General features: G+C 65.7%; 10 protein-coding genes. 7 read left to right on the top strand and 3 right to left on the bottom strand.

Features of this window, described 5'->3' with window-relative positions; translation table 11 throughout:
• Window positions 1-359: 359 nt before the first annotated feature.
• A complete protein-coding gene (locus tag ACQP1T_RS11735) occupies window positions 360-1,142 on the top strand; it encodes an ABC transporter permease (RefSeq protein ID WP_433762150.1) in 783 nt (260 codons plus the stop codon).
• Window positions 1,139-1,963, top strand: a complete 825-nt coding sequence (locus ACQP1T_RS11740) for an ABC transporter permease (protein WP_433759964.1) — start codon at window positions 1,139-1,141, stop codon at window positions 1,961-1,963. Before ACQP1T_RS11735 ends, ACQP1T_RS11740 begins: the two co-directional genes overlap by 4 nt.
• On the opposite strand, the gene ACQP1T_RS11745 is transcribed toward ACQP1T_RS11740, so the two are convergent.
• Window positions 1,964-2,824 carry a helix-turn-helix domain-containing protein gene (locus ACQP1T_RS11745; protein WP_433759965.1) on the bottom strand — a complete coding sequence of 287 codons (861 nt, stop codon included), beginning with the start codon at window positions 2,822-2,824 and terminating at the stop codon, window positions 1,964-1,966.
• Window positions 2,825-3,060: 236 nt separating this feature from the next.
• Between ACQP1T_RS11745 and ACQP1T_RS11750 the strand changes: the two genes are divergently transcribed.
• From ACQP1T_RS11750 to ACQP1T_RS11760, 3 genes are all read left to right on the top strand, one after another.
• Complete coding sequence (locus ACQP1T_RS11750) at window positions 3,061-4,005, top strand: GlxA family transcriptional regulator (RefSeq protein ID WP_433759966.1); 945 nt, start codon at window positions 3,061-3,063, stop codon at window positions 4,003-4,005.
• A 49-nt stretch (window positions 4,006-4,054) separates the two neighbouring features.
• Window positions 4,055-4,789 carry an HD domain-containing protein gene (locus tag ACQP1T_RS11755; protein ID WP_433759968.1) on the top strand — a complete coding sequence of 245 codons (735 nt, stop codon included), beginning with the start codon at window positions 4,055-4,057 and terminating at the stop codon, window positions 4,787-4,789.
• Window positions 4,790-5,113: 324 nt separating this feature from the next.
• Window positions 5,114-5,557 (top strand): DUF4254 domain-containing protein, encoded by a 444-nt coding sequence (locus ACQP1T_RS11760; protein WP_433759970.1) that lies wholly within the window; start codon window positions 5,114-5,116, stop codon window positions 5,555-5,557.
• A gap of 235 nt (window positions 5,558-5,792) precedes the next feature.
• Here ACQP1T_RS11760 and ACQP1T_RS11765 read toward each other — a convergent pair whose 3' ends face one another.
• Window positions 5,793-9,092 carry a hypothetical protein gene (locus ACQP1T_RS11765; RefSeq protein WP_433759971.1) on the bottom strand — a complete coding sequence of 1,100 codons (3,300 nt, stop codon included), beginning with the start codon at window positions 9,090-9,092 and terminating at the stop codon, window positions 5,793-5,795.
• A gap of 303 nt (window positions 9,093-9,395) precedes the next feature.
• Here ACQP1T_RS11765 and ACQP1T_RS11770 point away from each other — a divergent pair, with 303 nt between their 5' ends.
• Window positions 9,396-9,824, top strand: a complete 429-nt coding sequence (locus tag ACQP1T_RS11770) for a DUF4190 domain-containing protein (protein ID WP_433759972.1) — start codon at window positions 9,396-9,398, stop codon at window positions 9,822-9,824.
• A gap of 33 nt (window positions 9,825-9,857) precedes the next feature.
• Here ACQP1T_RS11770 and ACQP1T_RS11775 read toward each other — a convergent pair whose 3' ends face one another.
• The gene (locus tag ACQP1T_RS11775; protein ID WP_433759973.1) at window positions 9,858-10,709 is read right to left on the bottom strand and encodes an EamA family transporter; all 852 of its coding nucleotides are present in this window, start codon (window positions 10,707-10,709) and stop codon (window positions 9,858-9,860) included.
• A gap of 252 nt (window positions 10,710-10,961) precedes the next feature.
• Between ACQP1T_RS11775 and ACQP1T_RS11780 the strand changes: the two genes are divergently transcribed.
• Entirely contained in the window at window positions 10,962-12,200 is a 1,239-nt protein-coding gene (locus ACQP1T_RS11780) for a hypothetical protein (RefSeq protein ID WP_433759974.1), read from the top strand.
• The last annotated feature ends 12 nt before the right edge of the window (window positions 12,201-12,212 follow it).

Here is a 12,212-nt window from a genome sequence, read left to right on the forward strand (position 1 = left end):
GCCCCCTCGGAGTCTCGTTCCGACACCGGGGGGAGGTATCGAAATGTCATCGGTTCGGCGAGATTGGACCGCGACCTGATCGCCCGCGTGGCAGCGGTGCGCCCGATTTCGGACGAGACGAGCGAGACGACCATGCGGTACGTAGGCGAAGTGTGCGGAAAGCTGCACCGGCTCCGGTTGTGTGCGACATGCTGAGAACAGCCGGTTCCCCACCGACAAGCACGGTTGACGCGCAGGATGGGAGCGTGCAGATGAGCATCGGCAGCGACGCGGGATCGAGCACCGTCCAGCAGGACCGCGGCGACGGGGAAAATCGCCGCCTGAGCAGCGAGAGGTTGGTGGACGCACCGCCGCCGCGGATGGCGACAGCGGCGCAATGGTGGGCGCTGACGTCCCGGCTGGTCCGGCCGTCGTGGCGCAATGGCGAACTGATCACCGCACTGCTGGCGCCCACGGTCTTCACTGTCGGCTTCTACGTGCCGCTGAACCTGGTGATGACCGTCTACGGACACGGCCTGAGCAGCTATGCCCAATTCCTGATGCCGATGATCGTGATGCAGGCGATCGCCTTCTGTGCGATCACCGCGGCATTCCGCTCCGCCACCGACGCCAAGGACGGGCTCAATATCCGCTTCGGATCGATGCCGATGGGTTCGCCGGTGCCGCTGGCGGCCCGGGTCACGGCAGGGCTGTATCGGGCCGCGGTCTCCTTGGCCGCTGCGCTGGTATCCGGCTATGTGATCGGCTTCCGTTTCTATGGAAGCTGGTGGGACACAATTGGTTTCATCGGCTTCGCAATGCTGATCGCACTGGCGCTGTGCCTGGGCGCTGATCTGTTGGGCAGCCTGACCAAGAGTCCGGAGGCGACCACTCAGGCACTCATCCTGCCGCAGCTGATCCTCGGTATGGTGTCCACCGGATTCGCTCCCGCCCACCAATTCCCGCACTGGATCCAGGGTTTCGCGCGCAACCAACCGGTATCGCAGTTCGTGTACGGACTGCGAGCACTCGCCGGTGATTCGACGGGTAATGCGGGCGAGGTCGGCTGGTCCATCTTCGGGCCCGCGCTGGCCTGGACGCTCGGGCTCGCCATCGTCTTCGGCGCGGGTGCGGTATTCGTCTCGATCCGGAGGTCGGCATGACCGAGGTACTGACTCCCACCGAGGAATTGCCCAAGGTCCACGGGCGGACCGAGACCTGGCGTCTGCTGATCCCGCAGACACTGATCCAGACCAAGCGGCTACTGGTGCGCTGGTGGCGTGATCCGCTGACCGTCGTGCAGTCGCTCATCTTTCCCGCGCTACTGCTGGTGATGCTGAATACCGTGCTCGGACGCCAGATTTCGTCCTTTTCCGGTGCGAGTGCGCTCTACGGTTCGGTGCCGATGGTCGCGCTGGTGGGCGTGATGTCCGGATCGGTGGCCGGTGCCATCACCCTCGGCCGCGAACGCGACGAGGGCCTGCTGGCCCGCTTCTGGGTATTGCCGGTGCATCGCGCGTCCGGACTTGCCGCGCGCATTCTGGCCGAGGCGATCCGGATCCTGTTGTGCACCGCGGTGTTGTTCGCGGTGGGCGTCGCACTCGGTTTCCGATTCGAACAGGGCTTGTTGGCGGGCATCGCGCTGTTCGGGGTGCCGTTGATATTCGGCATCGCGTTCGCCACCGTGGTGACGGCGGTGGCGGTATTCAGCGCGAAAGCCGCTCTGGTGGAGGCGGTTTCGCTCGGTTCGTCGCTGCTGATGTTCTTCAGTTCCGGATTCGTGCCGCTGATCGCCTATCCGAAGTGGGCGCAGCCGATCGTGCGACATCAGCCGATGTCCTATGCCATCGATGCCATGCGCGGGTTGTCCCTCGGCGGTCCGGTGCGCGACCCGCTGCTGGCCACCATCGCCTGGTGTGTCGGCGCGCTCGTCGTTTTCGCGGTCCCCGCGGCGCTCGGCTACCGACGGGCCAGCCGCCGCTGATCAGCTCATCTCTTTGGCGGCCTTGTCGATCAGCGCCATGGAGTCGCGCGGGCTGAGCGCCATGGCGCGCAATTGGTCGAAAATGATGCCGAAGCGGCGGATCTGGGGGTGCCCCTCGATCAGTTGATCGCCCGCGATGCCCTCGACATACACCAGCTCCGGATCGGCCGGATCCTTGAAGTCCAGCAGCGTGAACGATCCGGCCATACCGGGATGCACGCCCGCGCTGAACGGAAGTATCTGCAGGATAACGTTTTTCATCTGCGAATCGTCGAGCAGCCGCTTCAACTGTGCTTTCATGACATCAGGTCCGCCGACCATCCGCCGGATCGCCGCCTCGTCCAGCACCACCCACAGCTCTAGCGGATCCGGTTTGGTGAGATGCATGGCCCGATCCATCCGCGCCCGCACATTGTGCGACACCGTGGCTCCGTCCAGCTTCGGCATGTTGGTGTCGATGACCGCCTCGGCATAGTCCGAGGTCTGCAATAGCCCTGGGATATAGGAGGTTTGGTAGTGCCGGGCCGAGAGCGCCTCGGATTCGAAGTTGATGTAGGCCGCGTGCACCTCGGTCAGCGTCGCCTCGTACGGGCGGGACATGCCGGGTTTGAGTGCGTCCGAGAGGAGCTCGAGCGCGTCGGTGCGCTGCTGTTCGGTGACGCCGTACAGATCCAGCATCGCCATCAGTGTGCGTCGCTGCGGGCGCGCCTGCGCCGTCTCGATGCGGTACAGCGTGGTGATATTGATGCCGGTCTTGCCGCTGACATCCTCTTTGCTCAGCCCCGCGTGTTCGCGCATCTCGGTCAGTAGCACCGAGAGCCGCCGCAAACCCGCGGTGAGGACTGTGCGCTTGCCTGCCATGACAACCCTTTCGCCCGGCGCACCCGATAGCACTCTTGCGTACATGTCTGTAGTAAGTGCCCGCCACACACCGCAAATATGCAATCGCAGTGTGGTCAGAGACTACCGCCTTTTGCAGTAGTGAAGTTCGGAGATTTCGCGCGATATGCCCTCGTCGCGGCGGATCGCGGGTCGATGGCCGGATCTGTGGGGTATTCGTCCTTGTAGCCGCGGCCTCGCCACTCGAGACTGGGAGCATGGGATCGGCGGAGCGCGGCGACATCGTGGTGGCGGTTTCGGATGGTGTGCTGCTGCTCGATGTGGCCGGGCCGGTGCAGGTACTGCACTGGGCGGGACATCGGATCAGATTCGCCTCGCCGGACGGATGCGCGGTCTCGACCGATGTCGGTGCGCCGCTCGGGGTGGAAGGCGCGATCACGGATTTCACCGGGCGGATCGATACCTTGGTCGTGCCGGGATACGCGGTGGGAGAACCGATTCGGCCCGCCCTGAGCGCCGCGGTGGGCGCGGTCGCCGCCGACGCGCGCAGGATCGCGTCAGTGTGTACGGGCACATTCGTCTTGGCCGAGGCCGCGCTGCTCGACGGGCGGCGGGCCACCACGCACTGGCTGGCCTGCGGTGAGCTCGCGGCACGCTACTCCGGAATCGCGGTGGACCCCGATGCCATCTATGTGCGCGACGGCCCGATCATCACCTCGGCGGGTGTGACCGCGGGCATCGATATGGCACTCGCGCTCGTGGAGGAGGACCACGGCGCCGAGCTGGCGCGCGCACTTGCCAAACATCTGGTGGTATTCCTGCGCAGACCCGGTGGGCAATCCCAGTTCAGCGTCCGCAACAGCATCGGAACGCCGCGCGCGCCCGGACTGCGTCGGGTCGTCGATGCCGTGGTCGCGGATCCGGCGGCCGATCACCGTCTGGCCGCCATGGCCGAACGTGCCGCGCTGAGTGAACGTCATCTGACGCGCTTGTTCGCCAAGGAAATAGGGATATCGCCGGGCCGCTACGTCGAGCAGGTACGGGTCGAGGCCGCCCAGGCATTGCTCGAATCCGCGACCGACGGGGTGGCCACCATTGCGCGGCACTGCGGCTTCGGTTCCGAGGAGACGATGCGGCGCATCTTCTCGAAATTACTCGGCATTACACCCACCGATTATCGCCATCGTTTTCACGCGCCGTAGCGAATTTTTGCCGAATTCAGCACCGCACGAATAGATCAGGAGTTGACCCATGCCCGTTTCACGACGCACTGTCCTCGGTGTGGGATTGGCCGGTACCACGCTACTATGGTCCGGCAGAACCGCTGCGGCACAACCGGATTCATTGTCTTTGCCATCGACTCCACTGGCCGGTGCCGCACAGGAATTGGTGACGCGCGAACTGGCCACATCGCTGCGCAATCACAGCGTGCGCGGATTTCTTTTCGGGCGCGCTCTCGCCGAGCGGGCCGGTATGCGTCCCGGCGCGGACTACGACGAAGAACTGATGTTCCTGATTTGTGTGCTGCACGATATCGGCCTCGCCGAAATAGCCGACGGTGACCAGCGATTCGAAATGGACGGGGCGGATTTCGCCGCGAAGTTCCTCGAGGACAACGGCCTTACCGACGGACGAGTGGATATCGTATGGGACGGAATTGCCGCGCATACCACCGGGCTCACCGAGTCGCCGGTCTACCGGCGTCGGCGTCCGGCGGAGATCTGGATCGCGGTGTCGGGCATCGGCATCGACGTCGCGGCCGGTCCCGGCGATCTGCCGCCGGGGTACGCGGATCGGGTGCACCGCGCGTACCCGCGACTGGGCGGTACTCGCGCGCTCACCGCGGCCATCGAGGCGCAGACCGTCGCCAATCCGAACAAGGCGCCGCTGGGCACACTGCCCGGTGAGATTCTGCGCCTGCGTCACCCGGAGCTGGCGCAGCCGACCTGGGAGACGATCCTCGAGTCCAGCGGGTGGGGTGACTAGTTACCTCGGGACCCCCGCCCGTAGGCGGCGATCGCATACTGCCCACGCGCTGGGCGATGATGTGGCAAACTCTTGGCCACCGGTCCAGCTCCCGATGAGTATCGAGCGTGAAAGTCGTTGTCACCAGCTGTCTGTGGGGCTGCTACTCGGTGATCGAGTCGTAACCGCAGCAATGAGAACGCACTCTTGCGTTCTTGCATTTGTAAGAGCATGATCCAGCTACGCTAGTTGTGAAGAACCGATCCGATGACCGGGATTACCGAATCGAGAGCCAATCATGTTGGTACAAAGCGCGTTGGTGTCGGGTGAATTCGGAGTACGGCGATGAGCGCGCCTACGGTAGGGGTGCTGCCGACCGCTCCGCAGATATTGTGTGCATTCCAGGGACGACGTTTTCAAGATCGTGAATTACTGCGTTCCGCACACGCTCTCGCTGAACTGCACGCACGCCGGGCCGAGGTCAAGGACATGAACCTCGTGGCCGAAATCGATTGCCGTCGTAGCGAACTCGTCGATGATATCAACGAGTGGATTGCGCAGGAGATCCCGGAGCATCGCAATGGCGCCTCGCTACATACCGAGAGCCTCGGCGCGGTGGTGGATCGGATGGCGCGCAGCTGGGTGGACGCCAACACGGCCATAGATGTCGACGGCGCGCGCAGCGACAATACCCATAAACACTGGTACCACTTGGCCGAACTCGTCGACGGCTACACTGATCTGGTAACCGACGTGGCCGGTGGCCGCCGCCGTTTGCCTGAACAGTGAAGTCCTGACGGCGACCTTCGTCCGCAATTTCGACACTGCCCCGAGAGCGTTACTGCTCAATTGGCGACGTCCCGGGTCCGCGTTATCCGACCAGTGACCCGACCAGGATGCAAACGTCGCCGGCACAGTGACGGCGGGCGCAACGGGGCGCCCCGCCCGGCGTGCCGCGTGGTCGACTGGCGCGGCACGCCCGCCACGAATTCGCCGCCGCTTGCGAATTCGCCAGTGCCCGAACTCATTCGGCAACCATCCAGACCGTTGTCGCCGCAACGCGAATATCGGTCGTGTCGTGTGCGCGCAGCGCGGCGAGCAGATCGACCCATGGTGCCGACCAACCGAAGCGCTTCCCGCACTGCCGGATCAGCGTCACCGCGGCAAGCAGGCTGGCCAACTCGTCGCTACGCGATAGCGTATCTGCGATGGCGAGCATCGTCTCCGGCCGCGCGGTACGCAGCGCGCTCGGTAAGGTCGCCTTCAGTTGTTGTGCGGGACGGTCGACCAGCGCGCCAGCCGCGACCGCACCCGCGCGCTGAATCAACCGAGCGGTCGGTTCGCTTTCCGTCCACCGGATTTGGGCCAGATACAGATCGATGGCCGCTTCGGCCCAGAACGGCTCGGTCGACAACCGATCGGCGAGCGCGCCCGCCGCGAACCGGGCAGCATCGGAGCGTTCGGCCGCCGTGCCGAGCGCGGTGGTCAGTCCGACCAGGCGCTGTACGGCGGGCAGGTCACGTCCCGGGATGCGATGATCGCCCGCCGCGAGTAGCCGATCGACCGCGGTTGTCAGCGCCGAATTGGCTGCGGTGGCCGCGATATTGTCTACGAGCGCCTGTGCGGCGGGCAACCACAGGCCGAGTTCATCGAGGTCGCAGATCCGGTGCGCCAACATCATCGCGGTATCGGGCGGACTCCAGCGGCTCCAACGCTTCAATACCGGGATTGCCCGGGCGGCGAGTTGACCGTCGGTGCTCGCGGCTATCTGCCGGATCAGCTCGGCCATGCGGTGACGCTGGGCGATCGGCAGCAGTTCCGGTCGCAGGTTCAGGATTTCATCCGCCACCGTGGGATCGGCTGCGGCATCGGCGAATATCCGCCAGGCGGAATCGGTGTCCAACAGCCAGCGGCAGGCGAAGACCACCGCTCGGCGGATATCGCGATGCAGATCCGGCTGCGCCCACAGCGTCTGGAGCGCATCCATCGCATCCGGGGCGTGCAGTTCGGCGAGCAGCCGGACCGCTTCCTTGCGTGCGGTGATCTTCGGGGACTCGAGCAGTGCTGCGACAGCATTCACGACCTTATCGGGCCCAAGGCTTTTGGTGCAGGTCGCGATGCTGCTGACCGCGACGCGCGCTCGATCGGTGTCGATATGGCGGGCGAGCAGTTCGATCGCCGCTTCGGGTTGGTCGCTGCGTCCCAATGCGGTGAGTGCCGCCTCGGCGATCGGTATATCGGGGTGCTCGGTGTATTCCGCGAGGCGGACCGCGCTACCCGGCAGTCGGCCCAGAATCCTTACCGCCTGGACCTTTTCGTATTGCGCCGACTTCTTCGACTCGGCGTGGCTGGCCAGCAGCCGAGCATACGATTCGATCTGCCGCGGGGGCCAGCGGTCGAATCCGGAGTAGAAGTCGGGCACCAAGCGCACCTTCGGCGATGCGAAGCGTCCGGGTGTCGCGGAGCCGAGGAGCGAATCGAGTAGATCCGTGCGTCGGGTGGCGATCAGCCGCTGGACGATATCCAGCGTGATCAGCGAGCGGTCCCGGTTCAGCAGGGTGGTGAGGCTCTGGTCGCGAGTGGTCGGATTGCTCAGCGCCAAGCGCACCGCCCGCCGGACCACATGATCATCGCGCGCCCCGCATGCGCGTATCAGGAGTTGTTGTAGGCCAGGGATTTTCCAGGCTCGCTTGTTCAGCCCATCGGCCAGGTCGAGAGTCAGGCGCCATTCGTCGCGGGCGGCGTCGTTGTCGATTCGTCGGCGTAGCGCCGCGAAGATCCGCTGTTCGGTGCCGCGCGGGAGCGATCGGTCCAGGTCGCTCAGATCCGGGAAAATCGCATGGGTCGCGAGGCTTTCGATCAGGTGCAGCGCGGACGCGGTGAAGGATGGGTCATCGATTTCGACCCCACGGCGGAGCAGCGTTCGCGCCAGTCCGGAGATGGTTGTTCTGGTCGGATAGGAGCAGTCGCGCGCTTGCAGTGCGTCCGAGCCGAGTTGTTCGAGAGCCGGGAGGTGTTCGGCACGCAGCAGCGATGGCGGAACTCGGTTGATCGCCTGAAGTGCGGCGCAGCGCACCGGATCCTGTTCATTGCGCAGGCGGCGCAGGGATTCGAGCATGGTGCCGACGGTCGCGGGATCGCGGGTGCCCGCGGCCGCGGCGATGAACAGCGGGTATGCCTGCCCGCGCTCATCGGCTGTCGGGCGCCGAATCGCCTCGGCCAGTACCGGTTCGGCCTCGTCCCAGGGCAGACGAGCGGTCAACCGTTCGCGGACCGCGCGCACATCTGCCCCGCCGGGCCGGTCCAGGAGTTCGCGCGCGAGGGCCGTACGTTCCTGGCGCGGTAGGGCATCGAGCGCGGCCATCGGGACGTGGTCGGGATCGACACCGGGTCGGGCGAAGACCTGCCGCACCACGATGGCGCGGCGGGCCAGCGGAAGTGCGCGCAGAAACCGTTCGCGCTGGTATCCGGAGTAGACCGTGCCCAGTGCCACCAGCCGATCATCGGGGAGTCCGCTCAGCGGCCGCCACAGGGCGGTTCCGCTGAGGCCGGTGCCATGTCCGGTCGGATCCAGAATCAGCTCGACGACCCGGGCGCAGTCGTGCCGCGCGAGTTGTCCGGCCGCTGAACCCAATTCATGGATCGAGGTGTACCGGACCGCGCGGGCAGCGAGGTCGAGCAGCCGATCCGGGTGGCGTCGGGCGGCCGGAACGGCGCCGGCCGCAATCCAGCGCCACAGATTCGGCCAGTCCGATTCGCCCGCCTCCGCCGCGAGCCCCTCGACATGGTCGAGGACCGCGTCGATATGCCTGCGGCCCAATGCGGCCCAGTTCTCGATCGCGTAATCGAGTTCCGGCAAATACTTCGCGACCACCGGAGGTGAGCAATTCGGCAGTATCCGTGCGGCCTCGGCATCGCCGAACCAGCGCCGCACTTCCGGCAGCAGGGGGTCGGCCAGCCGGCAGCGCTGACCATAGCCGAGGGCTCGATACATGGTGCGACGTATCCGCTGCGACATCCGGGGCAGTCGCTCGATCAGCACCGCGGGTTCGACGCCTGTCCGTACCAGCCCGACGACCGCTCGCGTGCCGAATTCCGGTCCCCCTGAATCGAGTTCGGCCAGCAGATGCTCATGGTCGGCGACGACCGCGGCCATGCGAATCGCGATGACCCGCTCGTAGTACCCCCGCCCCGCCAGATCGGCCAGTAGCTGCCCTAGCTCGGGCGTCCCCGCCAATCGCAACGCTCCCGCCGCGATCGCATGCTGTCGCTCGGGTGCCGTCAACGGCTCGATATCCCGCAACAGCTTCGTCGCCTGTGCCATCCCTCGATAACCCCCTCTGTCGCGCCGCCGTTCGGATCAGTGCTGCTGCGAGGATATGTCCGATGCATTGAGTAGCGCCGCGCCGACCGGGTTGAGGAGCGCCCGCTCGACCAGTGCTTCGAACACGCATTCGAATATAGGCTGAACAGCCCTGGACCGGAACCATTTTCAGATTGCCCGTGACGAGAGGTGTCGTTGCCGCATGCGCGCGGATCCGCATCGGGCCGACCGTGCGGTATGCGGCTATTGTGACTGGCAGACGATAGCAGGCCATTCTCGGGGAATCGTGAGTGAGGATCACCGATGTCGTACAGTCCGCCGCCGCCCGACAACCCGGCCTGGCGCCCGGGAGCGGCGACTCCCGGCCCGAACGTCGGATACTCCACGCCCATCCCGCCCGCGCCGAATCCTTTTCAGCAGCAGCAACCCTGGGTGTATACCAACGATCCCGGATGGCATGGCGGCCCACAGTCGACCGATGCGCGGCAGGGGCCGTGGCTCGCCATCGCCTCGGTGATCCTCGGCATCGTCGGTTGCGTACTCCCGTTCCTGCCGATCGACCTGACCGGTGTGCGACCGTTGGTCGGTCTCCCGTTCGCGATTCCCGGACTCGTCCTCGCGATCGTCGGCTGCACCGGACGACGTCGCGCCAAGGGTCTGGCGGTCACGGGAATCATCCTGTCCGTTCTCGCGCTCACCGTCGCGCTCATCATGCTGCCCCAGCTGCTATGAGCAGCATCCCGTTCTGAGATCTGTTGTCACGCATCAGGAAGTGGCGATGATGGTGCTGGCGATCAATGCGGCCGCCAGCCCGATGACCTGACTTCGGCGCAGTCGCTCCTTCAGTGCGGACACGCCCAGAATTACCGGGACTACGGGATAGAGCGAGGACAGCACGACTGCCACCGCCAGATATTGCGTCCGGGTCGCGAAGAGGTAGGACACCAGCGCTACCGCGGCGAGGATGCCGGAACATGCGGCCAGGAGATCGTCGCGATGTCGTTGGGCCGGTGCGGTATCCGCGTATTCGGACGCGAGCTGCCATGCGAGCAGGGCGACGACGACAACGGCCGCGGCCCGGCCCGCCGTCACCGGCCAGATCCCGGCCGCGGGCGCGGCCTGTGCCAGCGCCAGATACTGCACGGCGATCCCGAGACCGGCGATGAGACCGTCACCGATGGCGGCGCCGGCAATCGGACCGGTGCCGGTGGTGCCGCCCGCGACGAGCCAGAGAGCAGGCAGTGCGAGTATAATCCCGGCCCAGGCCAATGGTGTCGGATGTTCACCGAGTAGGACGGTTCCGATCAGAACCGGCAGCGCCACACCGCCGACGGCACTGACCGGTACGACCACGGACATTGCCCCGCGGCTGATTCCGCGGAACAGGAATGTCATGGCGATACCGGTCCCCACGCCGGAGAGTGCTCCCCAGCCGAGATCCACCGGCTGCGGCACCGTATGGGAGACGAACGGGCCGACGAGCGCGGTGCCGACGAACCCGCCGAGCTGGCCGAGCAGGGCAACACGTCCGAATCCGACGCGCCGTGATGCGACTCCACCCAGGAAATCCGACAGCCCGTAGCTCAACGCGGAAACCAACGCCAGTAGCGTGCCCACGGTCAGATGATTCCGTCGTTGTGCATGACTCATGGGTAACCCGCAGGCCGGACCAATGTCAACGCGGCGCGGCAGTTGCCCGAACTACCTACGAACCGGCCGGGTCGACAAGCGCGTCACGCATGGGGCACCGCCTCAATTATGTTCCGAGGCAGGGAAACTTATGTTTTCAGGCCAGCGGTGCATGCCTGAGTTCTATTGTCGGGCAATATATTGCTGCATCGCGCAGCGTTCGATCGACAGGCAGGCAGAATGGCAGCGGAATTCCCCTTCTCGCGGCTGACTTCCAACCAGCTGACCTATTCGGAGCGTGACGAAGGGTACCGACTGCTGCACGCTCGGCCCGAACCCAGCCGCCGGCATGATTCCGGGCTGTGCTTGGTGTGGCGCTACGACGATGTGCGAGAACTGCTGGAAGCCGCGGCGCCTGAAATCTCGAATGCGCAATCACTACGACCATTGGTCGGTTTCGGACGTATCGCCGTGAATCCGCGTGCGGTGGGCCATTTTTGTCGTCATTTGCTCCCGCCGCCCGCGAAGGCGACGGCGGACCTGACCGACGACGTCCTGCACCGGCGGGTGTGGGCCTGTATGGCGGGGCCGAGCGGATACTTCACGGTGCACGCGGACACGCGATCCGAGCGGGCGGACGCGCTCGCCGAACATTTCCGACAGTCGCTGCCGGTGCCGGGAGAAGTAACCGAACCGCTCGACGTGACCGCGGTTTCGATTACCTACGCCGCCCGCATTATCGGCGAGACTGTCGGTCTGCCGCAACGAGATTGGCCCGCGGTAGCGGAATGGAGCGGTGCTCAGTCCGGTCTGCTCGGTCGGCGGATGCGCGGACGCGAGCTGGCCGACGCGGTCGGCGCACTCGGCCGATTGTTCACCGTCAGCGGACTGGCGGTGGCGCACAGCCGCCAGCACGGCACGGGCTTTCCGGGGCATCTGCGTGCGGCCGGTATCCCGCCGAGGGTGGCGGTCTCCGCGGTCGCGAACTCGCTGGCGGCCGGTGTGCACACTGTCAGCGGCAGTATCCAGCAGGGTATGCAGCGGCTGCTCGGCGACCCGGATCGGAAGTGGTGGAAGCTGCTCGGCGAACCGGCGGGCGCCGCCCGCGTCGCTGCCAAGGTGCTGCAGCTCGATCCGGGACTGGTGGGCTGGAAGCGGAACATCGTGCGCCCCATCGTTTTACGCAGCGGTACCAGGCTTCCGAAAGGGCCGGTGCTAGTGATGTTCGGTGCCGCGAATCGCGATCCGAGGGCATTCGCGGATCCACTGGCGATGGACAGCGCCGGAAAGGTGCCCTTGACCTTTGGGTTCGGTCGGCATACCTGCCCCGGAAAGCAACTGGCACAGCTGGCGGTGGAAGTCTTCCTGCGCGAACTGCACAGTCGCGCACCGCATGCGCAGCTGGTAGACCCAGCGCGGTCACCGCGATCCCGTCCGGCCGACCTTTTGTTCAGCGGAGCGGATATCGTTATCCGGTGAGGTGATCGGGGT

This window comes from Nocardia sp. CA-135398 (genome assembly GCF_050955845.1).
Taxonomy (GTDB): Bacteria; Actinomycetota; Actinomycetes; order Mycobacteriales; family Mycobacteriaceae; genus Nocardia.